Annotated in this window: 23 protein-coding genes and 1 pseudogene; 17 read left to right on the top strand and 7 right to left on the bottom strand. The window is 63.4% G+C overall.

Annotated features, from left to right (window positions below; translation table 11 throughout):
* Positions 1-27 precede the first annotated feature (27 nt).
* Genes FO013_RS20335 through FO013_RS20355 form a run of 5 tightly spaced genes read left to right on the top strand, consistent with a single transcriptional unit; the run spans position 28 to position 4,810 of the window.
* A complete protein-coding gene (locus FO013_RS20335; protein WP_260848300.1) occupies positions 28-1,080 on the top strand; it encodes a DctP family TRAP transporter solute-binding subunit in 1,053 nt (350 codons plus the stop codon).
* Between the two features lies 1 nt (position 1,081).
* Entirely contained in the window at positions 1,082-1,645 is a 564-nt protein-coding gene (locus tag FO013_RS20340) for a TRAP transporter small permease (protein WP_143924387.1), read from the top strand.
* Complete coding sequence (locus FO013_RS20345) at positions 1,642-3,207, top strand: TRAP transporter large permease (RefSeq protein ID WP_143924388.1); 1,566 nt, start codon at positions 1,642-1,644, stop codon at positions 3,205-3,207. The genes FO013_RS20340 and FO013_RS20345 overlap by 4 nt, the downstream gene beginning before the upstream one ends.
* Before the next feature lie 53 nt (positions 3,208-3,260).
* Positions 3,261-4,028 carry an SDR family NAD(P)-dependent oxidoreductase gene (locus FO013_RS20350; protein WP_143924389.1) on the top strand — a complete coding sequence of 256 codons (768 nt, stop codon included), beginning with the start codon at positions 3,261-3,263 and terminating at the stop codon, positions 4,026-4,028.
* Positions 4,025-4,810 carry an MOSC domain-containing protein gene (locus FO013_RS20355; protein WP_143924390.1) on the top strand — a complete coding sequence of 262 codons (786 nt, stop codon included), beginning with the start codon at positions 4,025-4,027 and terminating at the stop codon, positions 4,808-4,810. Before FO013_RS20350 ends, FO013_RS20355 begins: the two co-directional genes overlap by 4 nt.
* Positions 4,811-4,852: 42 nt before the next feature.
* Here the strand turns inward: FO013_RS20355 and FO013_RS20360 are convergent, their stop codons facing one another.
* From FO013_RS20360 to FO013_RS20370, 3 genes are all read right to left on the bottom strand, one after another.
* The gene (locus tag FO013_RS20360; RefSeq protein ID WP_143924391.1) at positions 4,853-5,785 is read right to left on the bottom strand and encodes a PCC domain-containing protein; all 933 of its coding nucleotides are present in this window, start codon (positions 5,783-5,785) and stop codon (positions 4,853-4,855) included.
* Positions 5,782-6,675, bottom strand: coding sequence for an IclR family transcriptional regulator (locus FO013_RS20365; protein ID WP_143924392.1), 894 nt, complete (start codon positions 6,673-6,675; stop codon positions 5,782-5,784). The genes FO013_RS20360 and FO013_RS20365 overlap by 4 nt, the downstream gene beginning before the upstream one ends.
* Positions 6,676-6,747: 72 nt before the next feature.
* Entirely contained in the window at positions 6,748-7,656 is a 909-nt protein-coding gene (locus FO013_RS20370) for a LysR family transcriptional regulator (RefSeq protein ID WP_143924393.1), read from the bottom strand.
* Between the two features lie 114 nt (positions 7,657-7,770).
* Here FO013_RS20370 and FO013_RS20375 point away from each other — a divergent pair, with 114 nt between their 5' ends.
* The 3 genes and pseudogenes from FO013_RS20375 (at position 7,771) to FO013_RS23385 (ending at position 10,674) form a co-directional block, all read left to right on the top strand.
* A complete protein-coding gene (locus tag FO013_RS20375) occupies positions 7,771-9,378 on the top strand; it encodes a M20 family metallopeptidase (protein WP_143924394.1) in 1,608 nt (535 codons plus the stop codon).
* Positions 9,375-10,244 (top strand): annotated as a pseudogene (locus FO013_RS23380) (MFS transporter); the annotation flags it as partial. The gene FO013_RS20375 and the pseudogene FO013_RS23380, both read left to right, overlap by 4 nt.
* 67 nt (positions 10,245-10,311) lie before the next feature.
* Positions 10,312-10,674: an MFS transporter gene (locus FO013_RS23385; RefSeq protein ID WP_395950074.1), complete on the top strand. Its 363-nt coding sequence runs from the start codon at positions 10,312-10,314 to the stop codon at positions 10,672-10,674.
* Between the two features lie 179 nt (positions 10,675-10,853).
* On the opposite strand, the gene FO013_RS20385 is transcribed toward FO013_RS23385, so the two are convergent.
* Positions 10,854-11,549, bottom strand: a complete 696-nt coding sequence (locus FO013_RS20385; protein WP_143924395.1) for a YoaK family protein — start codon at positions 11,547-11,549, stop codon at positions 10,854-10,856.
* Between the two features lie 221 nt (positions 11,550-11,770).
* Between FO013_RS20385 and FO013_RS20390 the strand changes: the two genes are divergently transcribed.
* Genes FO013_RS20390 through FO013_RS20415 form a run of 6 tightly spaced genes read left to right on the top strand, consistent with a single transcriptional unit; the run spans position 11,771 to position 19,458 of the window.
* Positions 11,771-13,384: an ABC transporter substrate-binding protein gene (locus FO013_RS20390; protein ID WP_260848301.1), complete on the top strand. Its 1,614-nt coding sequence runs from the start codon at positions 11,771-11,773 to the stop codon at positions 13,382-13,384.
* A complete protein-coding gene (locus tag FO013_RS20395; RefSeq protein ID WP_143924397.1) occupies positions 13,381-14,337 on the top strand; it encodes an ABC transporter permease in 957 nt (318 codons plus the stop codon). Before FO013_RS20390 ends, FO013_RS20395 begins: the two co-directional genes overlap by 4 nt.
* Positions 14,334-15,248: an ABC transporter permease gene (locus FO013_RS20400; RefSeq protein WP_143924398.1), complete on the top strand. Its 915-nt coding sequence runs from the start codon at positions 14,334-14,336 to the stop codon at positions 15,246-15,248. Before FO013_RS20395 ends, FO013_RS20400 begins: the two co-directional genes overlap by 4 nt.
* Before the next feature lies 1 nt (position 15,249).
* Positions 15,250-17,055 carry a gamma-glutamyltransferase family protein gene (locus FO013_RS20405; RefSeq protein ID WP_143924399.1) on the top strand — a complete coding sequence of 602 codons (1,806 nt, stop codon included), beginning with the start codon at positions 15,250-15,252 and terminating at the stop codon, positions 17,053-17,055.
* Positions 17,052-18,734, top strand: a complete 1,683-nt coding sequence (locus FO013_RS20410; protein ID WP_395950072.1) for a dipeptide ABC transporter ATP-binding protein — start codon at positions 17,052-17,054, stop codon at positions 18,732-18,734. The genes FO013_RS20405 and FO013_RS20410 overlap by 4 nt, the downstream gene beginning before the upstream one ends.
* A complete protein-coding gene (locus FO013_RS20415; protein WP_143924400.1) occupies positions 18,727-19,458 on the top strand; it encodes a GntR family transcriptional regulator in 732 nt (243 codons plus the stop codon). The genes FO013_RS20410 and FO013_RS20415 overlap by 8 nt, the downstream gene beginning before the upstream one ends.
* A 6-nt stretch (positions 19,459-19,464) precedes the next feature.
* Here the strand turns inward: FO013_RS20415 and FO013_RS20420 are convergent, their stop codons facing one another.
* From FO013_RS20420 to FO013_RS20430, 3 genes are all read right to left on the bottom strand, one after another.
* Positions 19,465-20,589 carry a PLP-dependent cysteine synthase family protein gene (locus FO013_RS20420; RefSeq protein WP_143924401.1) on the bottom strand — a complete coding sequence of 375 codons (1,125 nt, stop codon included), beginning with the start codon at positions 20,587-20,589 and terminating at the stop codon, positions 19,465-19,467.
* 71 nt (positions 20,590-20,660) lie between these two features.
* On the bottom strand, positions 20,661-21,158 hold the full coding sequence (locus FO013_RS20425) for an SRPBCC family protein (protein ID WP_186293239.1): 498 nt from the start codon (positions 21,156-21,158) through the stop codon (positions 20,661-20,663).
* Position 21,159: 1 nt separating this feature from the next.
* Positions 21,160-21,531, bottom strand: a complete 372-nt coding sequence (locus FO013_RS20430) for an ArsR/SmtB family transcription factor (RefSeq protein ID WP_143924402.1) — start codon at positions 21,529-21,531, stop codon at positions 21,160-21,162.
* Between the two features lie 324 nt (positions 21,532-21,855).
* Between FO013_RS20430 and FO013_RS20435 the strand changes: the two genes are divergently transcribed.
* From FO013_RS20435 to FO013_RS20445, 3 genes are all read left to right on the top strand, one after another.
* Positions 21,856-23,304, top strand: coding sequence for an APC family permease (locus FO013_RS20435; RefSeq protein WP_143924403.1), 1,449 nt, complete (start codon positions 21,856-21,858; stop codon positions 23,302-23,304).
* Positions 23,301-24,215 (top strand): universal stress protein, encoded by a 915-nt coding sequence (locus FO013_RS20440; protein ID WP_143924404.1) that lies wholly within the window; start codon positions 23,301-23,303, stop codon positions 24,213-24,215. Before FO013_RS20435 ends, FO013_RS20440 begins: the two co-directional genes overlap by 4 nt.
* Positions 24,216-24,445: 230 nt before the next feature.
* Positions 24,446-25,297 carry a fumarylacetoacetate hydrolase family protein gene (locus tag FO013_RS20445; protein ID WP_143924405.1) on the top strand — a complete coding sequence of 284 codons (852 nt, stop codon included), beginning with the start codon at positions 24,446-24,448 and terminating at the stop codon, positions 25,295-25,297.
* The last annotated feature ends 32 nt before the right edge of the window (positions 25,298-25,329 follow it).

Here is a 25,329-nt window from a genome sequence, read left to right on the forward strand (position 1 = left end):
GCGATGAAGACAGACAGGAACAACTCAATGATGGAGGCAAAGGTGCCGACAACACCGACGAAGAGGACCGTGCTGACGTGGTTCGCCGTGCTGGTCACGCTCGTCCTGCTCGTCAGCGGATGCGGAACGAACTTCGGCACGACCGACGACGGGAAGCAGAAGTACCGGTGGAAGATGACGGTCACGACCGGCTCGACGAGCACCTGGTACATCGCGGCTGAGAAGTTCGCGAAGGACCTCGAAGAGGAGACCGATGGGCGCATTACGCTCAAGGTCTTCGGCAGCGAACGGCTCTCGGCAGGTGAGGCCACCGCAGGCGTCGAACAGCTCATGGACGGGGCGAAGGACTTCTCCTACAACTCGCCGATCATCTACTCGGCCGTCGACCCGCGCTTCGGCACCGTCACCGCTCCCTTCATCTTCGACAGCGTCGAAGATGGCCAGAAAGCACTGACGGGCAAGGGCGGAGAGGTCTACGCCGACTACCTGTCCGAACACGGCGTCCACCTCCTGGGCTTCGGCGAATCGGGGATGCGTCAGCTCACGAACACCCACCGCCCGATCCACACCCCGGAGGACCTGCACGGACTCAAGTTCCGCATCCCCGGATTCGGCCTCTACACCGACCTGTACCGGTCACTGGGCTCCAATCCGACGACGATGCCCTTCGGCGAGGTGTTCACCGCACTGCAGCAGGGCGCGATCGACGGACAGGAGAACCCGATCGACGTCATCTACTCCTCGAATCTGCAGGAGGTCCAGCCTTACCTGACCCTGTGGAACTACTCCTATGACCCGTTGGTCTTCGGCGTCAACGAGGACCTCTTCGATTCCCTCGATGCCGAGGATCAGGAACTCGTGAGCCGCCTGGCCAAGGAGACCAACGAGTTCCAGATCAAGAAGAATCGCGATGGCGAGGAGAAGCTGATCAAGGAGCTCAAGGACAGCGGCATGGAGGTCAACGAACTCACCGAGTCCGAGAAGGACGAGTTCCGCACCACCCTGGAACCGCTGTACGCCCAGTACCGCAAGATCTGGGGCCAGGACATGTCCGAAGCGTTCATTCCGGAAGGACTCTGAGATGAAAATCGTCAAATGGTTCGAAGACTGGGTCGTGATCGCCTCGTTCATGATGATCGTCCTCGTCACCTTCGTCAACGTCGTCTCCCGCTATACCTTCCAAGCCTCGCTGGCCTTCAGCGAGGAGATCACGATCAACCTCCTCGTCGTGCTCACGATGATGGGAGCGGTCGTCGGCATCCGCCTCGGCGCGCACCTGGGGTTCACCTACCTTGTGGAGAATGCGAAGGCGACGACGCGCAGGACTCTCATCATCATCGGCGCGGCTCTGATGATCGTCTTCCTCGCCGTCCTCCTCTTCTGGGGCAGCGAGATGATGATCCACCAGATGGTTCGCGGTCGTGCGACCCCGTCCCTGGGCATCCCGCAATGGCTGTTCACGCTGTCCATCCCGCTGGCCGGCCTCCTGGGAATCGTCCGCACGCTGCAGGCAGCCCGGGTGTCGCTGCATGAGGACACCTCCGCCGAGGCGGTCGCTGAGCGCATGGCGCACGAAGCCGCACCCATCATCGACGATTCAGAGCTGAGGACCCACCCCACCGACCGTCAGGGAGGCCGCAAATGATCACGCTGCTGCTGTTCGGAAGCTTCTTCCTGTTCCTTGCCCTGGGCATCCCGGTGGCGTTCGCGCTCGGTCTCTCCGCAGTCACCGTCCTCATCACCACCGACGGGCTTCAGGTCCTCGACGTGGTGCCCTCGGTTATGTTCCCGTCGATGAGTTCGGGTACGCTGCTGGCGATCCCGTTCTTCGTCCTCGCCGGCATCGTCATGCAGTACACCGGCATCTCCCAGCGCCTCGTCGACCTCGCGTTCCTGGTCTTCGGCCGCTTCAGCCACGGTCTGGCCGCGGTCACGATCATCTCCGCGTTTTTCTTCTCCGCGATCTCCGGATCCGGACCGGCCACGGTCGCCGCGATCGGCGCGATCCTCATCCCGGCGCTGATTCGCAACGGGTACCAGAAGAAGCACGCCGTCTCCCTCGTCGCGGCCTCGGGCTCGATGGGCATCGTCGTGCCACCGTCGATCGCGTTCATCATCTTCGCCGTCGTCGCTTCCGAGTTCGGGTCGATCTCGATCAGCCGCCTGTTCATCGCCGGCATCGTGCCCGGCGTGATCATGGCCGTGGCGTTCTTCATCGCCGCGCTCTTCGTCCCCCGTGTCCGTGAACTCGCGGGTCTGCCCGTGAAGTCGGGTCAGGGGCTGCTGGCTGCAGGCAGTGAGCCCGCAACCACCACCGGCGCCGAGGCGGCCGTGTCGTCGGACTCGACCGCATCGTCGGCGACAGCGTCGTCCGCGGCAGCAGGAGCCGGTGGCGCCGGCTCGACGAAGACTCGTCTGTTGAAAGCCGGCAAGGCTGGAACGCCCGTGTCGACGAGCGGCTCGGCCACCTCGGCGGGCACCGGTGTGACGACCGGCTCCTGGAATGGAACCGGCGCAGCCGCGCCTGCCGAGGGCAGCTTCGGCGAGTTCCTCTCAGCCCTCGTCAAGGCCATTCCGGGTCTGCTCATTCCCGTCATCATCCTCGGCGGCATCTACGGCGGCATCTTCACCCCCACCGAGGCGGGCGCCGTGGCATCCGTGTTCGCACTGTTGGTCGGTGTCTTCGTCTACCGCGAGCTGAAGTGGCCTGACCTGCCGAAGGTGTTCCTGGAGTCGGGAGTCTCGACAGCCGTCATCATGTTCATCGTCGGTGTGGCCAGCCTCTTCTCCTACGTCATCACGGTCGAAGGCATCGCCGAGACCGTGTCATCGGCCGTGCTGGGGGTCACTGACAACAAGTTCCTCATCCTCGCGGTGATCACGATCATCCTGCTCATCGTCGGTGCCTTCGTCGATGCGATCAGCGCGTTCTATCTGTTCATCCCGATTCTCGTGCCCATTCTGCTGGCGGTCGGAGTGGACATGACGACGATCGGTGTGTTCATGACCGTCAACCTCGCGATCGGCCTGTTCACACCACCCGTGGGACTCAACCTCTACGTCGGTGCCGGCATCGGCAAGATCAGGATCGAGGAATTGGTGCGCGGCATCATGCCGTTCCTCATCGCAGCGATCATCGCCCTGCTGCTCATCACCTACATCCCGGCGATTTCTAACTGGCTGCCCGACCTCCTCGGCGTCGGCTAGATCCTCGATCCACGACAACGCCCGAACTGTCTCTCGAATCTTCAAGGAGAACCATGGAACCCTATCTGCTGACGAACAAATCGGCCCTGGTCACAGGTGCCGCCCAGGGCATCGGCCTGGCCATCGCGACCTCACTGGCCAGACGGGGAGCCTCGATCGGGATCGTCGATCTCAAGGGTGCCGAAGCGGCTGCCGAGAGTCTGTCGAAGCAGTTTCCCGAACAGACCTTCACCGGGTACGAACTCGATGTCCGCGACGCCGAGGCGGTCACCACGGCCGTCGGATCCTTCGCCGAGTCGTCCGGTGGAATCGACATCCTCGTCAACAATGCGGGGACGGCGGCACGCATCGGGATCGACGAGATCACGGCCGAACAGTGGCAGCGTGACCTGGACACCAACCTCGGCGGGACGTTCAACTTCATCAAGGCCGCCGTCCACCCGCACATGATCAACGCCGGTATGGGGTCGATCATCAACATCTCCTCGATCTCGGGCATCAACGGCGGTGCGGTCTCCGCTGGTGAGGCCGGGGCGCGTTCGGGGCCGGCGTATGCGGCGAGCAAGGGCGGGATCATCGCGCTGACGAAGTGGGTGGCCAAGGAGTACGGGCGGCAGGGAATCCGCTGCAACTCGGTGGCTCCGGGCCCCGTGGAATCCGCACTCACCGCAGGACAGGACTACGACACCTCGAACCAGGCCCTGGACCGCATGGGCACACCCGCTGAGATCGCCGAGGCGGTCGCCTACCTCGCCAGCGATGGCGCGGCCTTCACGACCGGCCAGATCCTGCGCATCGACGGCGGGGCCGTGATGTCGTGAGCTCATCAGCTTCACCGCCGTCAGCGGCCTCGCTCCCGGACGAGGTTCTCGACGTCTGCTCCATCGGGTTCACCCCGATCAAGGGGACGCGGCACCAGCCGCAGACCGAGGCCTCGTTCGACGAGCACGGGCCCGTGGGGGACCGGCGCTACTGCCTCGTCGACACCGACACACGGCGGGTCCTGCGGACCGTGCAGAACCCGGCGCTGGTCGCGGTCGCTGCGGCGTTTCACGGTGCCCAGCTGGAGATCTCGCTGCCCGACGGTCGGTCGGTCTGCGCTGCACCGAAGACCTCGGGTGAGGTGCTGACCTGCGATTACTGGGGCAGACCCGTAGCAGCTGAACTGATGCAGTGTCCACATGATGCTCTGCTGTCCTCGTGGCTGGGAAAGCCTGTGCGTCTGGCTCATGTTCCACGCGGAGACGTCGTCTTCGGGGAGCCGATCACGATCGTGACCACAGCCTCCATCCGCGATCTCGGCGAGAGACTCGGGCATCCTGATCTCCTTGCCGAAGCAGCTCGATTCAGGGCGACACTGCTCGTCGAGACGGACGTCCCCTATATTGAGGAGACGTGGAACGGCCGCGAGATGACCTTCGGCGAGATTCGCATTCGGGTCGGAGGGCCGATCCCACGCTGCGCGGTCATGGATCTGCATCCCGTCACCGGCGCGCGCGGCTCGCGGTTGCTGAAGTCCCTTGCCGCCTACCGACCCAGAAACGACGCTGGTGAACCTCATTTCGGGGTCTATGGGCAGGTCATCGACGCACCCAGAAGCTGACCGCAGAACGAGTGTGCCTGCGGAATGTGTGAGGCTTGCCCTTCACCTCGACAGCACGAGGAGCTCGAAGGTCACGGCCACAGGGTTCGCCCCGAGGGCCAACTGTCCTGTGTGAACCTCGCCGGCGACATCGACGACTTCGCCCTCGAGGCTCACCTGCGAGTTGTCACCCAGGGCGCCACTGACTGAACCCGTCAGGTGAGTGAACTCCACGGCCGGCCATGGGGCGGAACTATCGGTGAACACGGTGCCGGTGGTGCTGCCGAGACTGGCCCGCACCTCGGCGGTGTCGAAGCCGGCGGCACGGCAGATGGCCACGATCGCGTCATCGATGAGCTCCCCGGGACGGACACGGGAGATGACCGCGCTGCTGGGAACCGACTCCGAGGTGGGGGAGTCCGTCGCCGTCGGTGCGAACGCGAAGAACCCGGTCTCCGGATCGGCTTCGCTGAACTGCTGCGCATCGGCGAGGGCAAAGACACGCAGGCGCATACCTTTCGGCCCGACGAGTGTGCCGGGCAGCAGATGACCGCCCTTGACCAGGCCCTCCCCGGTCAACCAGGAAGCGTGGATATGGGTGAACGGAACACCGTCCTTCTTACCCACCGTCGCCGAGGCATGCCGCAACTCCGCTGGCCCATCGTGGTGGAACTCGGAGGTGAAGGACATTGGGTGCTCGGCATCGGGGCCATAGGCCGGATAGACGTAGTCGATACGACCGAACTCACCGTCAGCGAACTCCACCATGAGCCCGGAGACGTCGAGTGATTCCAGGAGGCCGGTCACGGAGTCGAAGAGATCCTCGCCGGCGGCGAGATCGATGAGATGCTCGCTATGGCGGGTCGGCACCGAGACGATTCTCGGACTCTGCCGGGGTCCTGCATGGATGACGACGTCACCGGGCTCGCCGAGGCGGTAGCCGGGAGACTCGTGTGCGGTGGTGGTGTCGTGTGCCTGCGCAGTGTCGTCGGTCATGTCTGGTCCTCCACGCTGCTCACGGCCACGGCTATCTGGCGAGCTTCGTGTTGGAGAAGCTCGGCGAGTTCGAATACACGAGCCCCGGTCATGCGCTCCTCGATACTGGCGATCGACAGGGCCGCGCGCGGCTTTCTGCCCTTGACCCTGACCGGCACGCCGATCGCCCACGATCCCTGGGCGAAGAGCCCTGGGTTGTGGACGAACCCGTCGTGACGGCCCCGGCGGATGATCTCCTTGAGCCTGGGAACAGAGACTTCGGGGTAGCGGTCGGCAAATATTCTTGAGTTGGCCTCGAAGGAGGCGTCCACTTCGGCGTCGGAGAATTGGGTCATGATGGCAAGACTTCCTGCGCCGATGCCCAAGGGGTGGCGATCGCCCACGGCCAGGGCGTTGTTGAAGATCGGGCCGAAGCCGTCCTCGCGGCGGGCACAGATCGAGTAGCTGCCGGTGCGCATCGTGAGGAAGGCAGTATCCTGAGTGAGCTCGGCGAGCCTGAGCAGGCTCGACTCGGATTCTTCAATCGCGGGGTCGGCGGACTTCTGGGCCAGCTGTCCCATGATCTGGGACTGCACGCCGAGACGGTAGCCGCCGTCCTCGCATCGTTCGACGTATCCCATGGCGATGAGGGCGTTGAGCATGCGATGCACGCTGGCCTTGGGGCGACCGCTGATGGCCACGATCTCGCTGAGAGGCGCGCCGTTGGGGTTCTCGCTGCTGATGATGCCGACGAGCCCCAGCAGGGACAGGGCGCGCTGGATGCTCTGGGCTCCAGTGCCCGGTCCCAGGTCGTCGACGGCGTGAGCGACGTTGAATGATGCGGAACGGCGCATGATCCGCCCGCGCATCTTCATCCGGTCGAGATCGTGTGTCTGCGCTTCATTGCCCATGCTTCGATTATCGGCTGTTGCAGGGCAAGGCCAGAAGTCGGATCCATGATGTGGACCGCAGATGGGGGTGGACTACCTCGCCGCCAGGCTCCTGCGCAGGGAATCGATCATCAGGTCGAGACCGTCTGACTCCCGCTGCGGATCGGCGGCAAGGATCTGGATGCTGCGGTCGTCGAGACCCGGGTCATCAAGTTCTACGGCGGCGCACCCTGCCTCAGTGAGGTTGTTCGGGATCGTGCGCTCCGCCATCATCGCGACCATCGTCGTTCCGGCGATGGCTCTCATCATGAGAATGGGGCAGGTGGCTTCGACCGTCGGGGAGAACACCTGTCCCTGAGCTCGGACAGCCTGTTCGATCCTCATCCGAGCGGTGTTTCCCGACGGCAGCGTGGCGATCGGGAAGTCGACCAGGTCACGGATGCGGACGGTGGCTCTCTGGGCAAGAGGGTGCTTCTTGTCGAAGACCGCAAAATTCCGGGCCGGGGTCTGATCGATCCGCCGGACGCCGGGAACCGAGACGAGATCGTGGCCGTATACGGAGAAATTAACGCACAAGTCTGCTTGCCGGTTTTTCAGCACCTGAACAGCTTCGAGCGACGTGGTGTCGATGATCGAGACCTGCACCCGGTCAGTGGTGGTCATGACATCGTTGATGGCGTCGGCGACGACGGTCTGGCCGAGCCCGGTGCTGGTGACGATTGTGATGGTCTCGACCTCGCGTGAGTAGCTGCCGAACGAGTCGGAGAGGAGCTCCGATTCAGCGATCATCCGCCGCGCGAAGTCTGCGAGAGCCAGGCCCTGTCCAGTGGGAACGACTCCGCTCGCCGAGCGATCGAACAGCGTCGTGCCGTAATGCTCCTCAAATGTTTTGATCTGGCGACTGGCGGTCGAATGGGAGACAAACAGAGCTCGCGCAGCGAGGTGGATGGAGCCGTATTCGACGACTGCCAGCAGGGTCTTCAGGCTGCGCAGGTCGGTCATGCCATTATGCTACTAGGGGTGGTGCATATTATGCACAGCCGACTTGCAGGAATCGCACCGGCAGCTGGACGGATCGGTCTTCCAATCTGAGCCGGACTGCGACAGTCTTCATCCATGACCTCAGATCACGGCACAACCCACGGCGAGTCAGCACCGAGTGAAGCAGTTCCGAATGAATTCCACGACGTTGTCGCCCGGAAGTCCTACACTGGCGAGTCCTCGACCCGAGAGTCAGTGACCCGAGAGTCAGTGACCCGGGAGTCCGTCACCCGGGCTGCGGGCGGATTCGTCCGCAGCCAAGCCTTCTTCGATCTGCTGGCCGCCAGAGTCGCCCGCCGCACCGAAAGTCAGGCACCCGGCAACGGCGCAGCCGCCCAGGCCTATCTCGCCGAGGAGATCGTCCCGGAACTGACAGCACTGGGCTTCGAGTCGACGATCCATGACAACCCCGAGTCCGATGAGCATCCGCTGCTCATCGCCTCGCGAATCGAAGATCCCGGCCTACCCACAGTCCTCCTCTACGGCCACGGCGATGTGCAGTTCGCCCACGACTCGCAATGGGCCGAAGGTCTCGATCCCTGGGTGCTCTCCCGCGATGGCGACCGCCTCTACGGGCGAGGCAGCGCCGACAACAAGGGGCAGCACACCGTGAATACCTTGGCTCTGCGGACCGTTCTCGGGTCACTCGACACCGGCGGGGATTCGGGTGGCAGCGCAGACACAGACCCTGGCTGCGACGGTCTGGGCTATAACGTGAAGATACTTATGGAGACCGCCGAGGAAGCGGGGTCGCTTGGGCTCAAGTCCTTCGCCGCAGCCCACCGGGACGAACTCGATGCCGACCTCTTCCTCGCCTCCGACGGCCCGCGGATCGCTGCCGAATATCCGACGCTGTTCCTCGGCTCCCGCGGGGCACTGAATTTCAGACTCGTCGTCCACGACCGCGATGGCGACCACCACTCGGGCAACTGGGGCGGGAAGCTGCGCAACTCCGCCACCGTCCTCGCCTCCGCGATCAGCTCCCTCGTCGACGGCAACGGGGTCATCCGGATCCCCGCGCTGCGCCCCGAAGACCCACCCGCCTCGGTGCTCGAGGCAGTTGCGAAACTGCCCGAGATCGTCGAAGAGGGATCACCCGAGACCGATCCCGACTGGGGAGAGCCCGGGCTCACCCCGGCGGAGAAGGTCTTCGCCTTCAACGTCATCGAGGTCCTCGCCCTCAAGGCCGGGAATCCGGACCAGGTGGTCAACGCGATCCCGGGTGCGGCAGAGGCGCACATGCAGCTGCGATACGTCGTCGGCACCGACGTCGACGACTTCGAGGGCAAGGTGCGGGCCCATCTGGAAGGCGAAGGGATCCACGGGGTCAATGTCGTCTTCGAGCATTGCATGCCGGCCACCCGGCTGGACCCGAATGCTCGCGTCGTCGCGGCCGCCGCAGAGTCGATCCGGCAGACGACCGGGCTCGAGGCCGCGATCGAACCGAACCTGGGTGGAACCATCCCCAACGACGTCTTCGCCGAGGTGCTGGGCCTGCCGACCGTGTGGGTGCCGCATTCCTACCCGGGCTGCAATCAGCACGCACCCGACGAGCACGCCCTGACCTCGATCCTGAAGCAGGGAGCCGAGATCATGACCGGAATGTTCTGGGACATGCGAGCGAACCCGGACGACTGGTTCACCTCGAAGGACTCCACAGCGAGCAACGGAGCAGCGCAATGAGCGAGCACACGATACCTGCCGAGACCACCTCGGCGACCAAGCCCGTGCGACCGTGGAAGGTGATCGCTGCGGCCTCGATCGGGAACGCACTGGAATGGTATGACATCTCCATCTATGCCTACTTCTCGGTCTACATCTCCGTCGCCTTCTTCCCCTCCGAGAGCCACTCGGTCTCGATCATGCTGGCACTGGGCACCTTCGCCCTGTCCTTCTTCATCCGACCAGTCGGGGCGATCGTGCTCGGCAGCTACGCCGACCGCAAGGGTCGCAAACCGGCCCTGACGCTGACGATCTGGTTGATGTTCTTCGGCACCCTGCTGATCGTCATCATGCCTCCGGCCCACGTCATCGGCCTGGCAGCACCGCTGCTCATCCTGCTCGCTCGTCTCATTCAGGGCTTCGCGGCAGGAGGAGAGTTCGGGTCAGCTACCTCACTCATGGTCGAACATCTGCCCAATCGCAAGGGCTTCGCGGCCAGCTGGCAGTTCACCTCACAGGCGATGTCGACCGTGTTGGCCTCCGTCATCGGGGTGTCCCTGACTACCAGTCTGAGTCAGGAGCAGCTTGAGACCTGGGGGTTCCGGTTGCCCTTCATCGTGGGATTGCTGGTCGGGCCCGTGGGCCTCTACATTCGCCGTCACGTTCCCGAATCACCGGAATTCACCGCAGCCGCGGCCGAGGTGCCGGAGAAGTCCGCTGCGATCGGCGGAATCCTGCGCCATCACAAGCTCGCCGTGGTCCTGGCCATCGGCGCCATCGCAGTATCGACCTGCCTCAACTACTTCATCACCTACGTTCCCACCTACGCCATGGACAACCTGGGGATGACGAGCTCCGCCGGATTCTGGGCCACGCTGGTCTCCGGAATCGTTCTGCTCCTCGCCACCCCCCATTGCCGGCTACTTCAGCGACAAGATCGGGCGGCTGACGATCATGATCCCGGCAGCCGTGGCTGTGATGGTGCTGACGTGGGTGCTCTTCACCTGGGTCGTCGCCGCAAATGCACTGACCGTGCTCATTGTGGCGATCGCCATCTTCTCTCTGCTCAAGGCTGCCTACTACGGTCCGCTGGCCAGCGTGATGGGCGATATCTTCCCGACCGAGGTCCGCGGTACCGGACTCTCACTGGGCTACAACGTCGGAGTAGCTGTCTTCGGCGGGCTGACACCACTCGTTGCCGCGTGGCTGATCGGCGTCACAGGAGATGCCAAGGCACCTGCCTACTGGGTGTTGCTTGCCGGTGCGCTCAGTGTGGCTGCGATCCTCGTGGTGTGGAAGAAGCTCGGCGTACGCTGATCCCCACGGGGCTGGGAAACGCAGTTCGTCGAAAAACGGGGTGCACGTCGAGACCCTTATGCGCACTTGCGTGTCTCGACGTGCACCCCGTTTTTCGCCGACGTCTTCCGGCTGCGGCCGTCTCCGCAGGCGGCGCTTCCGGTCCCCAGTCGGCCTGAGTTCTCAGTCGACCTGATTGATCAGGCGTGTGCGGGGGAGGCAGCAGCCGCGGAGAGGGCCCGCTTCTTCGAGCCACGGTGACCGATGACGGTCACGACGGCGATCGCTGCTGCGACGAAGGCGATGCCGATCCACTGATTGATCATCAGCGTCGCGGCACCGGCGATTGCGCCGATGAGGATGAGGAGGACGGCCAGAGCTCGGCGGATCCAACGGACGCTGTCGCCGCCGGCCAGCCGCGAATCAGACGCCAGACCGACGATCGTCGAGGTGACGACCACGGTGGTGACGTCGGCGATCTTCATCCTCCGTGCCGCAGCGGCCTGTGCGCCCATCAGGGCCGAGAGCGCCGAGGTGAAGATGGTTCCGGCCAGCCCCACCTCAGGGTCGGGCATGAGCGCGACATAGACGGCCAGACCCGCGCAGCCGACGGCGACTCCGGCGTAGATGATCGTGGTGCGCACGTGCCAGTCCTCGCCGATTCGGCCGAGGATGCGCCCGCCCAGGGCCGCCCCCACCATGAAGAACACGAGGGCTAAGGCGGGGCGCAGGACCGGAGTGTCCTCAGCTCCGGCCAAGCCCATGCCGAGGATGACGACGTTGCCCGTCATGTTTCCGGTGAAGACCTTGTCGAAGCCCAGGTAGCCGATCGCATCGACCATTCCAGTTGAGAATGTCAGTACGAGCAGCATGGCCAAGTCGAGTCGACGTGTCATTGCGTCCCTTTCAGCGAGCTCGCCTGCGAAGCCTGTTGGTCTCAGAACTCGAGTGATTCCAATGCGACGAGCAGCCTCGGGGCTGCCCGTGATCCCAGAATTCGGGAACTTCACAGTATTTGTATACAAAACGTTAATCAACGATTAGATTGTATGCAAACAAGAGGGTCGGGCTGACTATCCGCCCAGCCTCTGAGATGGATACTCACACAGGAGTGCACGTGAAGAAACGGATAACGGCGGTGCTTGCCAGCGTCGTCCTGCTGGCCGGGTGCACGCCGGTCCAACCGCTCGGCGAACCACCCGAGCGACCCGACGTGAAGTCGGTCCACGCCGACGCCGGAGCCTTCGAAGAAGGCGGAGATCTCGTCATGGCGCTGTCCTCGGAACCGGATCGCCTCGACCCGACGACATCCTCCTCTCTCTATACCCGATATGTCATGCAGACGATGTGCCAGAAGCTCTACGACATCGATGCGAACGGTGAGATCACACCCATGCTCGCAACCTCGCTGCCGGATGTCTCCAAAGACGGAAAGACCGTGCGGATCCCGGTCAAGGACGGTGTGCGATTCGCCGACGGCACCGACTTCGACGCCGAGGCGGTCAAGACGACCATCGAACGCGGGCTCAACCTCGAAGAATCATCCCGCTCCGCAGAACTCGGCCCGATCAACGATGTGACCGCCATTGACGATCACACCCTCGAGGTCACCTTCGACCAGCCCTTCGCGCCCTTCACCGCGGCCCTGGCTGATCGTGCCGGGATGATCATGTCGCCGACGGCCCTGGACGAGGCGGGTGAGGACTTCGGTGACCACCCGGTGTGCGTAGGGCCGTTCAAGTTTGAGAAGCGCATCGCGCAGACATCGATCAAGGTCGTCAAGGATCCCAACTACTACGACGCCGACAAGGTTCACCTCGACTCGATCACCTATCAGATCATGTCGGATGCAAACATTCGTGCCGCGAACATCCGCTCCGGCGATGTGCAGGTCGCGGACACGATCTCCCCGCAGGACGTCGACGCTCTCAAAGAGGAATCCGGAATCGGACTCCTGCAGTCGAACTCTCTGGGATACCAAGGACTGACCGTGAACATGGGCTTCGGCGACAATCCGGAGAACTTCGAGACGCCACTGGGCCAGGACCCGAAGGTGCGCAAGGCGCTGTCGATGGCCTTCGATCGCAAGGCATTGGTCAACACCGTATTCAACGGGTGGTTCTCACCGGCTTGCTCTGGTATCTCTCCGGACAGCCCCTTCGCAACCAAGGCGAGCGACGAGTGCGTCGACTACGATCCAGCTGGCGCGAAGAAGCTTCTGGAGGATGCCGGAGTCGAACTTCCGCTCAAGGTGAATATGAAGGTTTCGAACACTCAGGACACACTTCGCTTCGCCCAGGCCGTTCAGGCCTCAACCAAGGAAGCAGGCTTCGACATCACGGTCCAGCCGATGGAATACACGGCCCTGCTCGATGCCCAGGACCGCGGCGACTACGAGCTCCTCCAGCTGGGCTGGTCCGGACGCGTCGATCCGCACGGAAACCTCTACACCTTCCATTACCCAGGCGCCGGCAACAACGTCACAGGAGTCGACGACGACAGACTCAGCAGCCTGCTCACCCGAGCCAGTGAAGCCACAGACATGGATGAGCGCAAGAAGCTCTACGGCGAAGCTTCACAGCGGACCGGCGAACTCAACTCGATCATCTATCTCTACCGACAGAAGAACCTCACGGCCTACACCGATGATGTGTCCGGCATCGATGTGTTCTCCGACGGCGTCGTCCATCTCTCCGAAGCCGGATTTCTGAAGAAGGACGCGCAGCGATGACTCGATTCGTGCTCACCAAGATCTTCCACGCCATCATCACCTTCGTGCTCTCAGGCATCGTCATCTTCTTCGGTGTGCGCATGCTCCCCGGCGACCCGGCTCTGGCCATGGCCGGCGAAGAGGCGACCCCTGAACGACTCGACTCGATCCGCGCCGACCTCGGGCTCGACCAGCCTCTGCTCGTCCAGTTCGTCAAGTTCTTGGGCGACATCGTCACCGGCGATCTCGGCGAATCCACGCGGACAGGCTTGGCCGTGACCGAGATGATTGCGACCACCTTGCCAGTGACCCTATGGCTGTCGCTGTACGCGATCGTGGTCGCCGTCATCGTCGGCATCACCCTGGGCATGGTCGCAGAACGCTTCCGCGGAAAGTGGCCGGAGCTGGGCAGCAACTTCCTCGCTCTCCTCGGCCTTTCGGTTCCGAACTTCTGGCTCGGACTCCTCGCGATCATGGTATTGGCCGTCACTCTCGGTTGGTTCCCTGCCTCGGGGTACGTCGACGTCCTCTCCGACCCGATCCGCGGCATCTACTACCTCACCCTGCCGGCCGTGATCCTGGGCACCAGCCTGGCCGCGGTCATCACCAGGCAGACCAGGGCCTCGATGATCGAGAGCATGGGCACCGACTATGTGCGCATGGCACGAGCCAAGGGACTGTCCCGACCGAGGGTCCTCTTTCGATACGGACTGCGAAACTCGCTCATCGTCCTCGTCACGATCATCGGTCTGCAGTTGGGTGGCCTGATCTCGGGTGCAGTGGTCACGGAGAGGATCTTCGCCCTGCCGGGAATCGGCAAACTCACCCTCGACGCGGTCTTCTCCCGCGACTATCCGGTCATCCAGGCGGTTGTCCTCGTGATCACGGCCTCCTACATTCTCATCAACTTGGCCGTCGACATCCTCTATTCGGTCATCAACCCACAGATCCGAGTCAGCGAGGACGCCTCATGACCACCCCAATCGTCACGAACACCGACAAGAACACGCAGGGACTCGATCCCGAATTCCACGCCTCGAACAACCGGGCCTGGTGGCTGCTGCGCTCCATCCTGTCCAACCCGATGGGGCTCATCGGATCCGTCATGGTCGCCATTGTGGTGCTCGTCGGACTCTTCGCACCGCTCATCGCCCCCTATGGATTCGCCCAGACGAACTTCCAAGCTCCATTTCAAGTGCCGGGCACGATCGGCTTCGTCCTCGGCACGGACGACCTCGGCAGAGACGTTCTCTCCAGGCTCGCGTTCGGTGTTCGCGCCTCGCTCCAGGTGGGGCTCCTGGCAGTTGCCCTGGCCGTCATCGTCGGCACGCCTCTGGGCCTCTTGGCAGGATACTTCCGGGGCCTCGACGCGGTCATCTCCCGACTGACAGATGTCACCCTGGCATTTCCGTTCCTCATCATCGCCGTCGGGCTGGCAGCTATTTCCGGGCCCAGCCTGGCCAATGCCGCGATCGCATTGGGCATCTCCCAGGTACCCACGATGATCCGAGTGGTCAGAGGTGAGACGATGCGGCTGAAATCGGCCGATTTCGTCAAGGCCGCGATCGCCACTGACGCGTCGAAGACACGTATTCTGGGCATGCATATCCTGCCGAACATCGCTTCGGCGATCATCGTGCAGGCCACCGTCATCATTCCCACCGCAGTCATCGGAGAATCGATCCTCTCCTTCCTCGGCCTGGGTATCCAGCCGCCCTCACCCAGCCTGGGCATCATGCTCTCCGACGCACAGCAGTACATCTTCCGTGCACCGTCGACCGCACTGTTCCCCGGGCTGGCGATCCTGGTCATCTGCTTGGCCTTCAACCTCTTCGGGGACGCCCTGCGCGACGCCCTCGACCCCAATTCGAAGAAGGGACACTGATATGTCATTCACCCCACCGCCGGCTTTCACCACTCGGCCCACTCTGGAGGGCCACTTCGGAATGGCCGCCTCCACCCACTGGCTGGCCACTGCTGCTTCACAGGCTGTGCTCGAACGCGGCGGCAACGCCTTCGATGCGGCCGTGGCCGGAGCCTTTCTCCTCCACGTGGTCGAACCCCACCTCAACGGTCCCGGCGGTGACATGACAGGAGTCTTCGCCACCGCCGAGGACCCGGCGAACCCGCAGATCATGATGGGGCAGGGGCCGGCACCGGCAGCTGCAACCATTGAGCACTACCGCAATGAGGGACTCGACATGGTCCCCGGCGCCGGGGCACTCGCCTCTGCGGTGCCCGGAGCCGTCGACTCCTGGCTCAATCTGCTCGAGCACCACGGCTCTTGGGAGCTCGCCGACGTCCTCGATTTCGCCATCGACTACGCCGAGAACGGGCACCCCGTTCTCGGTCGAGTCGTGGGCACCATCGAACGCGTTCAGGAGCTCTTCACCGAACACTGGCCCACGTCTGCAGCCCAGTGGATGCCGGAGGGTCAGATCCCGAAAATCGGTGATCTCATCTATAACCGCCCCTATGCCGAGGTCCTGAGGAAGCTCATCGCTGCAGGTGACGGTGTGGAAGGGCGCGTTGCCAGAGTCGCTGCGGCACGTGAGGAATGGAAGTCCGGCTTCGTCGCCGAGGCGGTCGAGAAGTTCATCTCCACCCCGCACCGGCACTCGACTGGAGGCGACCACGCTGGAGTGATGACAGCCGCCGACTTCGCAGGATTCGACGCACACTTCGAGACACCTGTGTCCGTCGATTTCCGCGGCTACTCGATTGCGAAGATCGGAGCCTGGGGTCAGGGCCCGGTGCTGCTCCAGACGCTGAAGATCCTCGAGGGCTTCGACGACGACCGGCTCGATCCCTCGACCGAGATCGGTGCGCATACGATCCTCGAGGCACTCAAGCTCGCGATGGCCGACCGCGACGCCTACTACGGGGATGCCGATGTCGACCTCGACTGGCTGCTCAGTGAAGAGTACGCCGCAAGTCGCCGGGACCTCATCGCAGATGATGCCTCACTCGAATTCCGACCCGGCACCGACCGGGCAGGTTCTGTCTCGACCTTCACTCCGCCGCTCGTGCTCGAGGGCGCGGACAAGGAAGCCATGGCCAAGGCGGGCATCGGCGAGCCGACTGTGCAGAAGAACGGTGTCAACAACGGCGACACCTGCCACATCGACGTCGTCGACCGTTGGGGCAACATCATCTCAGCCACGCCCTCCGGCGGATGGCTGCAGTCCTCGCCGGTCGTCCCCGAGCTCGGATTCTGCCTGGGAACTCGTCTGCAGATGATGTGGCTTGACGAAACAGCCCCCTCGGCGCTGACCCCCGGGAAGCGCCCGCGCACCACGCTGACTCCGACTCTGATCTCCAAAGACGGTCAGCCGATCATCGCGCTCGGTTCACCCGGCGGTGACCAGCAGGAACAGTGGCAGCTGTTGATGATTCTGCGCATGCTCATCGGCGGCTACGCGCCCCAGCAGGCGATCGATGCTCCTGCACTGCACACCACCTCGTTGGCGGGATCGTTCTGGCCGCGCACCTGGGTTCCCGGCGGAGCTGTGGTCGAGGACCGCCTCGGCGAGGCTGTCATCAACGGGCTGATCGCACGTGGCCACGTCGTGACCAAGGCCGGCGATTGGGAACTGGGCAGGCTCTCCTGCGTGACCCGGGATCCTGCGACCGGTCGCGTCACCGCAGGGGCGAACCCGCGCGGTGCCCAGGGATACGCGGCAGGCAGATGATGAGTACTGCGACCAGCAGCGGTGTGGAACCGTCAGAATTCGTCCTCGAGGTCTCCGGCCTCGAAGTCTCCTACGAGAACCCGGTGCTCCACGATGTGGGCTTCACGTTGGCACCGGGGGAGCGTTTGGCTCTCGTCGGTCAGTCAGGTTCCGGCAAGTCGACGACGATCAGCGCGGTCCTCGGACTCCTTCCGGGGGCAGGCCATGTCAGCTCCGGCTCCGTGCAGTACCGCGGTGAGGACCTCGTCCACGCCGATCGTCAGCGACTCCAAACTCTTCGGGGCCGTTCGATTGCGTTGGTACCGCAGGATCCCATGGCCAGTCTCAATCCGAGCATGCGCGTGGGCGACCAGATCGCCGACGCTCTGCGGACATACGGAATGTCGGAATCCGCCGAGGTGACCCGCAATGTTGTGCGGCTGATGACGGAAGCGGGAATCCCAGACGCGGAGAACCGGCGACGGTCATATCCGCACGAATTCTCCGGTGGTATGCGGCAGAGGATCCTCATCGCAATCGCCCTGTCCGGCGAACCGGACCTCATCATCGCCGACGAGCCGACCTCCGCTCTGGACGTGACGGTGCAGAAGCAGATCCTCGATCATCTGCAGAAGCTCGTCACCGAGCGAGGAACCTCGCTGCTCTTCGTCACTCACGACCTCGGCGTCGCGGGGGAGCGGACGGACACCATCCTCGTCATGAACGAGGGCCGAGTCGTCGAACGCGGGACGCCGCAGCAGGTGCTCGGGAATCCTCAGGACGAGTACACGAAGGCTCTGGTCAAAGCCGCGCCCAGCATTGTGGTGGAGCGGGACCCGCAGCAGAGGCATCCGGCCGATGCTGTGGCCGAAGGTTCCCGGGAGGGCAACGACCGCAGCACCGGCGGGGACGCCTCTGCGAACGTGCTCGAGGTCGAAGACCTGCACAAGGTCTACAAGCTGCGTGGCCGCAGCAAAGAGGTGCACGCACTCAAGGGCGTGAGCTTCAGCGCAAAGCGAGGGCAGACGACGGCGGTGATCGGTGAATCCGGTTCCGGAAAGTCGACGATTGCGAAGATCGTCTTGGGGTTGGAAAAGGCCTCGAGCGGCAGAGTCCTCACTGGAGGGCTCAATGTCGATGCCACCTCGCGGGCCGAACGCAGCATTCTGCGGCGGTTCAGTCAGCCGGTGTTCCAGGATCCGTTCTCCTCGCTCAACCCGATGTGGGGCATCGAGCGGATCATCGCTGAACCCCTCGACGTATTCAAGATCGGCACACGAGCCGAGAGGAGGCACAAGGTCGCCGAGGTGCTCGACCAAGTGGCTCTGCCCACCTCGATGCTCGAGCGTCGGCCCGCCGATCTCTCCGGTGGACAGCGACAGAGGGTTGCGATCGCGCGAGCGCTGATCAGCGAACCTGAGCTGCTCATCTGCGATGAGGCAGTGTCGGCACTTGACGTCTTGGTCCAGGAGCAGATTCTCGACCTGCTGCGTCAGCTGCAGTCGGAACTCGGCGTGAGCTGCCTGTTCATCACGCACGATCTTGCAGTTGTCGCGAACTTGGCAGACGATGTTGTAGTGATGAAGAACGGAGAGGTCGTCGAGGCGGGCGCAACGAGAGATGTCATCGATCGGCCAGCTGCGGAGTACACGCAGAAGCTGTTGGCCGCTGTGCCAGGTTCCGGTCTGCTCAATGCCTGAAGCCGGTTCTCGAGCGCGGTCGACTTCGGCCGCGAAGCCGAGCGCGGCGTCGACCTCGAACAGCATCGCGGTCGGGGCGAAGATCCGCCACGACATCATCAAAGGCGTGCATCCGCCCGGCGGCAAGCTCCGCGAAGCGGCCCTGGCGAAGCAGTACGACGTTTCGCGGATCCCGATTCGAGAGGCGTTGCGCTCTCTCGAGTCTGAAGGGCTCGTCGAGTCTCGGCCCTACAGCGGCAGCATGGTCGCCCCGTCACCGATCGAGGACGCTGAGGATCTGTTCGAGATCCGCATCGTCCTAGAATCCGCGACCGCCAAACGAGCCGCGAAGCGCGCAGCGCAGCAGAGCAACGGAGAAGCCCCGGACGAGCGTTGGCGAATGATTCGCAAGGAGATCAATGAGATCCTCGCCGCCGGTGACATCGTCATCGGGGAAGAACGCTACGAAGACCTCGCGGTGCTCAACATGCGCTTTCACTTCGCAATCGCCGAACTCAGCGGCAGCCTCTCCTTCGTCAGCCTCCTGCGCCAGATCTCAGGGAAGATCGAATGGCTCTACTCCCTCAACGTCACCCGTCGAGGACCGCAGGCCTGGCCCGAGCATCGCGACATCATCGCAGCCATCGATGCCGGGCAGGAGACGAAGGCCGCCGAGGTGATGGGACAGCACGTCCGTCGCAGTCGGGATTCGTACTTTTCCATGATGGCCGACAAGCCTGCCTAGCCGAGTTCAGCCAAGGCGACCGCTGGCAATGAATTCCGTGAGGCGCTCCCGGTAGGGAATCGTGTCGATCCCTGCCTCTGTGAGCCAATCCGGCGAATAGTACTTGTCGAGGTAGCGCTCGCCGGGGTCGCAGATCAGCGATACCAGACTTCCCCTCTGACCGGCCGCCTTCATCTGCGACACGATGCGGAATGCGGCCCACAGGCCGGTGCCGGTCGATGCCCCGGCGCGACGCCCCATCAGTTTCTCGAGCAGCTGGATGGAGGCGATGGCGGCAGCATCGGGAACATGCATCATCCGATCGATGCTCGAGGGGATGAAGCTCGCCTCGACCCGCTGTCGTCCAATGCCCTCGATCCGGGATCCCTGATCGGTCGTCGCCGCCGGATCCTGGTCGCGCCATCCGGCGAAGAAGGCTGAATTGTCAGGATCGGCCACACAGATGCCGGTGGCCCGACCGGTGTAGCGAACGTATCTGGCCAGGGTCGCCGAGGTGCCGCCCGTGCCGGCGGTGGCGATGATCCAGGACGGTTCGGGATAGGTCTCACTCGACATCTGATCGAAGATCGACTCGGCGATATTGTTGTTGCCGCGCCAGTCCGTGGCTCGTTCGGCATAGGTGAACTGGTCCATGTAGTGACCGCCGGACTCCGCGGCCAGATCAGCTGCGACTGTGTAGACCTCGTTGGCGTTGTCGACGAAATGGCAGGTGCCGCCGTAGAACTCGATGAGGGAGATCTTCTGGGCGCTCGTCGACCGAGCCATGACTGCGATGAACGGGACGCCGATGAGCTGGGCGAAATACGCCTCGGAGACCGCGGTCGATCCGCTGGAGGCTTCTACGACCGGGTGACCGGGGCGAATCCACCCGTTGCACAGTGCGTGGAGGAAGAGCGAGCGGGCCAAGCGGTGTTTGAGTGACCCGGTGGGATGGCTTGACTCGTCTTTGAGATAGAGGTCGATTCCCCATGCAGAAGGCAGCGGCACGCGCAGCAGGTGCGTGTCCGAGGATCTGTTGGCATCTGACTTCACCGCTCCGATGGCTCCGGCCAGCCACTGGCGGGCCTCGGTATCGTAGCGGTCGATATCCTCTTCGGCGGGCACGCTCGTGTGATCGTGTGAGTCGGTCATGTCTTCGAGCTTATGGGATTCCTCAGACGATGCGACAGCGCCGGCGCCGAACGGGCCGGCGCTGTCAGCGCTCACTGAATTCCGGCGAGCATCTTCTCGAGTTTGTCATAACCTTCGCGAATTCCGTGCTCCATGCCTGAGGCGACCATGCCGTCGCGAGATTCGATGGAGTCGAAGACCGACGTCGCCTGCAGGCGGGTCCGTCCATCGCCCAAGTCAGTGAGCGTGAGGATCTCGAGGTTCACGGCATCCGGAAAGCCTTCGAAGGTGAAGGTCTGGACGATGCGCTCGTTCTCCCGCACCTCGTGGAACGAGCCGAAGAAGCCATACTCCCCGTTGTCGTCGGTCGAGACGTAGCTCCATTTTCCGCCGGTCTTCGCGTCCCAATCGCGGATCGTATTCGTGATCGTGTCTGGCCCACACCATTTGACGAAGATTTCTGGGTCGATGTGTGCCCGAAATACTTTGTCCGGGGTGGCGGCGAAGTCACGAGTGATCGAGACAGTCTGGACGCCATCCGGGACGTCGAGTTTCAGAGTCGAGTAGTCGGTGTCGTTCGTGGTGGTCATGTCATGCTTCCTTGCGTGATGTGGTGTTGGAAATGGTGTCTTCTGTGTCTTCGTCCGCGTTCATCTCATCCAGAACTGCGTCAAGACGTTGGTAGCGGTCTTCGGCCTGACGCTGATATCTCTCGATCCATTTCGTCATCAGATCGAACACATTGCCTTCGAGGTGGACTGGTCTGCGCTGGGCGTCTCTGGTGCGAGTGACCAGTCCGGAATCCTCGAGCACCTTGAGGTGTTTCGACACGGCCTGGACGCTGACCTCATAGGGCTCGGCGAGTTCGTTGACCGTCGCGTCGGCGATGGACAGCCTGGCCACCATGTCTCGTCGTGTCGGATCGGCCAGGGCTGCGAAGACCTTTGTCAGTTGGTCTGCCACTGAACCTCCATTCTGTATTCAACCACTTGGTTGTGTATAACTCTAAGACGGCGCAACGCATTATTCAACCCTTAAGTTGAATAAGTTTTTCGCAGGGCTCGGAATCGGCGTCTGAGCAGGGGCGAGCGCGTTCCGGTTTTGTCGTGATCTGACAGCGTCAACCGATTCCGAAGTCATGATTTCCACTCAGCACCACCTCGGCGAGGCAAGACTGTCGTATGGTCGCAGTATCGAAAGTGCCGGATCCGGGCCGACGGTCAACGTTGACGATCGACGGCGCCGGCACCGATCCGCTGGAAAGACGACGACGTCTGGGGAAAGACAATGGCAAGTCTGCGACAACAGCTGTTCCGAGTGAAGCCCGTGCCACAGCAGGCCGAGGAGGCGGACAGTGATCTCAAGCGCACAATCGGTCTGTTCTCGCTGACCATGATCGGCGTCGGGTCGACCATCGGCACCGGCATCTTCTTCATCCTTTCGGAATCCGTGCCCGTCGCGGGACCGGCAGTCATCTGGTCCTTCGTCATCGCCGGCCTCGTCGCCGGCCTCGCGGTGATCTGCTATGCGGAGCTCGCCGGCAGCGTGCCCGTCTCCGGCTCCTCCTATTCCTACGCCTATGCGACGCTCGGCGAGATGCCGGCCATGGGCGTCGCGGCGTGTCTGCTCCTCGAATACGGTGTGGCAGGGGCTGCCGTCGCCGTGGGCTGGTCACAGTACGTCAATCAGCTGCTGTTCAACCTCTTCGGATTCGAGATCCCGCACGCCCTGGCCTACGCCCCGGAGGAGGGAGGAATCGTCAACCTTCCGGCGATCGCGCTGTTGGCCATGTGCTGCTTCCTGTTGGTCCGCGGCACCGGCGAATCGGTCGTCATCAACACCATCATGGTCTGCACGAAGATCGGAGTCCTCCTCTTCTTCGTGCTTGTCGGAGTCACCGGCTGGAATGTCGACAACTTCGCCGATTTCGCACCCTTCGGCTTTTCCGGGGTGGTGGCCGGCTCCGGTCTGATCTTCTTCAGCTATGTCGGTATGGATGCCGTCGCTACCGCGGGTGATGAGACCAAGAACCCGAAGAAGACCATGCCGAAGGCGCTCATCGCGGCGCTCCTCATCGTCACCTCGGTCTACGTGCTGGTGGCCGTCGCGGCCCTGTCCGCTCAGCCCTGGCAGGAGTTCGAAGGGCAGAGCGCCGGGCTGTCGGCGATTCTCGAGAAGATCGTCGGCGCCCAGTGGCCCGGCACCGTTGTCGCAGCCGGAGCCGTAATCTCGATCTTCTCCGTCACTCTCGTCTCGATCTACGGCCAGACCCGCATCCTGTTCACGATGTCGCGCGATGGGATGATGCCCAAGCTCTTCGGCGAGGTCAATCCCCGCACGCTCACCCCAGTCAAGGGCACGATCGTCGTGACTGTGGTCATCGCCATCCTGGCCGGCTTCATCCCACTGAACTTTCTCGCCGAGATGACGAGCATCGGCACCCTCGTCGCCTTCGTCGTCGTGTCCCTGGCCGTCATCATCCTGCGCGTGCGCGAACCCAACCTCGAGCGCGGCTTCAAGGTGCCCTTCTACCCGGTCCTGCCGGTGCTCGCGATCATCGGCTGCTTCTGGATCATCAGCAATCTGCAGGGCATCACGATCGTCGTCTTCCTCATCTGGACCGCGGTCGTCCTCGGCCTTTACGTCGTCTTCGGCCGCAGATCCTCGGTGCTCGGCAAGCAGCGAGCAGCACATGACAGCATTGACGGAACTGGTTCCACAGGAGGGAAACAATGAGCATCGTCGTCGGTATCGCACCAGGTCAGGACAACCGACCAGCGGTTGAGTTGGGAATCGTGCTCGCCCGGTCCTACGGGCATCGGCTCGTCGCGGCGGCCATCGATTCCGCCGCCTGGCCGATGAGTCCCGTGCTTTTCGAAAGCGAATACCAGAAGAGGCTTCGCAGCGTCGCCGAGGCTGCCCTGGACGAGGTTCGGGTGTTCCTTCCCGATGACATCGAGTCCGAATGCGTCATCCACGGTGCTCGTTCATCGCGACGTGGGCTGCTTGAGGTGTGCCAGAAGGAGAACGCCTTCCGCCTCGTCGTCGGCCCCGCTGCCGATGGGAAGCCGGGGCGGATTGCGCTGGGGTCCGTCTCCACAGGCCTGCTGCACAGCGCCAGCCTGCCGGTGGCACTGGCCCCGGTCGGATACCGAGCCGCACCGGGCGCTCGCCTGCGGAGGATCACTGCCGCATACAGCGGTTCGTCCACCTCGGCGGATCTCATCCTCGGGGCCGCAGTGGTCTCTGCCGAGTCCGGCGTACCCTTCCGCATCGCCTCGTTCGCTCCTCGGTCGAGGGTGATCTCGGCGGCCGGAGTGGGGCTCGACGTCGAATCCAGTGTCATCGACGAATGGGCCAACGTGATCCGGAGAGACACCGACGAGATACTGTGCTCGATCGATCATCTCCACATCAAGCCCGGCGAGACCGACGTGGCCATCGGGACAGGACCCGACTGGGCCAGTGCACTGACTGCGGTCCAGTGGGAAGACCCCGAAGTCATGATGCTCGGCTCTTCCGGTCTCGGGGCGATCAAGCGCGTATCACTGGGCAGTCACGCCATGCGGATCCTGCAGCACTCCCCGGTGCCCATCGTCGTCGTCCCCCGGCGGGCCAAATCCGACTACACGGCAGCGGTCGTCTGACGGTCGGGGAGTAGGTCGAGAAGAGGAGAAGCGCAGCGCCGAACGAGTTGGCGGGCCGCAATTCCGCAGTGCGGAAGAGATTGTGCGATGTTCCACAAAACAGCCGTCCAATACTTGAACGATTCCAACCTAGGGTGTGAGATGCCGCTAGCGTGGTTCCACAGGCTCACATAGCGCGTCCGTCCAACGACGGCCGGATGCGGGAGTCTGTCGAACATGGAAGGAACCGTATGGAATTGCTGCGTTTGGGCCCCATCGGCCACGAGATCCCGGTAGTGCGTGACGACGACGTCCACTACGATCTGCGCCCCCTGACCACCGACATCAACCCAGAGTTCTTCGCCGAGGATGGCATCGGCAGAGTCCGCACCGCACTGGACGAAGGCGGCCTCGGGCTCCTCGATGGAGCGGAGGGACTGCGCATCGGAGCGCCCGTCTCGCGCCCCTCGGCAGTGGTGTGCGTGGGCATGAACTACGCGGCGCACGCTCGAGAGACGGGCGCCGAACCGCCCAAGGCGCCCGTTGTCTTCTTCAAGATGCCCTCGACGATTGCCGGTCCCTACGACCGACTCGAATTGCCGCCTTATGCCACGAAGGTCGACTGGGAAGTCGAACTGGGGCTGGTCATCGGCACCCGGGCCTTCAGGGTCGCCTCGGCTGAGGAAGCCTATTCGCACGTGGCCGGATATGTGCTGGCCAACGACCTGTCTGAACGCCGGTTCCAGATCGAGGAATCCGGCGGCCAATGGTCGAAGGGGAAGAACCTTCCCGGCTTCACTCCACTGGGTCCGTGGATCAGGCCCGCCGCCGAAGTGGACCCCGGGTCCCTGCAGCTGCGCAGCTGGGTCAATGGCGAGGTGCGGCAGGATTCGTCGACGAGTGACCTGATCTTCGACGTCGGGCAGATCATCCATCAGCTCAGCCAGACGATGCCCTTCGAGCCCGGGGACGTGATCCTGACCGGCACACCTCAGGGCGTGGCGATGTCGGGGAAGTTCCCGTTCCTGACCGATGGCGACGTCGTTGAGATGGAGATCGAGGGCCTCGGCCGCCACCGCCAGGCGGTGGCCGTCACGCAATGACGACAGCGTAGAGGCATGCAAGAGGGGCGGTA

This window comes from Brevibacterium aurantiacum (genome assembly GCF_007558825.1).
GTDB lineage: Bacteria > Actinomycetota > Actinomycetes > Actinomycetales > Brevibacteriaceae > Brevibacterium > Brevibacterium aurantiacum_A.

Coding starts and splice junctions, on each gene's coding strand:
- FO013_RS20375 (WP_143924394.1), top strand. CDS start 7,771: ATGACCTCAGATCACGGCACAACCCACGGCGAGTCAGCACCGAGTGAA.
- FO013_RS20445 (WP_143924405.1), top strand. CDS start 24,446: ATGGAATTGCTGCGTTTGGGCCCCATCGGCCACGAGATCCCGGTAGTG.
- FO013_RS20385 (WP_143924395.1), bottom strand. CDS start 11,549: ATGACACGTCGACTCGACTTGGCCATGCTGCTCGTACTGACATTCTCA.
- FO013_RS20345 (WP_143924388.1), top strand. CDS start 1,642: ATGATCACGCTGCTGCTGTTCGGAAGCTTCTTCCTGTTCCTTGCCCTG.
- FO013_RS23385 (WP_395950074.1), top strand. CDS start 10,312: ATGATCCCGGCAGCCGTGGCTGTGATGGTGCTGACGTGGGTGCTCTTC.
- FO013_RS20415 (WP_143924400.1), top strand. CDS start 18,727: ATGCCTGAAGCCGGTTCTCGAGCGCGGTCGACTTCGGCCGCGAAGCCG.
- FO013_RS20410 (WP_395950072.1), top strand. CDS start 17,052: ATGATGAGTACTGCGACCAGCAGCGGTGTGGAACCGTCAGAATTCGTC.
- FO013_RS20340 (WP_143924387.1), top strand. CDS start 1,082: ATGAAAATCGTCAAATGGTTCGAAGACTGGGTCGTGATCGCCTCGTTC.
- FO013_RS20405 (WP_143924399.1), top strand. CDS start 15,250: ATGTCATTCACCCCACCGCCGGCTTTCACCACTCGGCCCACTCTGGAG.
- FO013_RS20440 (WP_143924404.1), top strand. CDS start 23,301: ATGAGCATCGTCGTCGGTATCGCACCAGGTCAGGACAACCGACCAGCG.
- FO013_RS20350 (WP_143924389.1), top strand. CDS start 3,261: ATGGAACCCTATCTGCTGACGAACAAATCGGCCCTGGTCACAGGTGCC.
- FO013_RS20395 (WP_143924397.1), top strand. CDS start 13,381: ATGACTCGATTCGTGCTCACCAAGATCTTCCACGCCATCATCACCTTC.
- FO013_RS20435 (WP_143924403.1), top strand. CDS start 21,856: ATGGCAAGTCTGCGACAACAGCTGTTCCGAGTGAAGCCCGTGCCACAG.
- FO013_RS20425 (WP_186293239.1), bottom strand. CDS start 21,158: ATGACCACCACGAACGACACCGACTACTCGACTCTGAAACTCGACGTC.
- FO013_RS20400 (WP_143924398.1), top strand. CDS start 14,334: ATGACCACCCCAATCGTCACGAACACCGACAAGAACACGCAGGGACTC.
- FO013_RS20370 (WP_143924393.1), bottom strand. CDS start 7,656: ATGACCGACCTGCGCAGCCTGAAGACCCTGCTGGCAGTCGTCGAATAC.
- FO013_RS20360 (WP_143924391.1), bottom strand. CDS start 5,785: ATGACCGACGACACTGCGCAGGCACACGACACCACCACCGCACACGAG.
- FO013_RS20335 (WP_260848300.1), top strand. CDS start 28: ATGATGGAGGCAAAGGTGCCGACAACACCGACGAAGAGGACCGTGCTG.
- FO013_RS20420 (WP_143924401.1), bottom strand. CDS start 20,589: ATGACCGACTCACACGATCACACGAGCGTGCCCGCCGAAGAGGATATC.
- FO013_RS20365 (WP_143924392.1), bottom strand. CDS start 6,675: ATGGGCAATGAAGCGCAGACACACGATCTCGACCGGATGAAGATGCGC.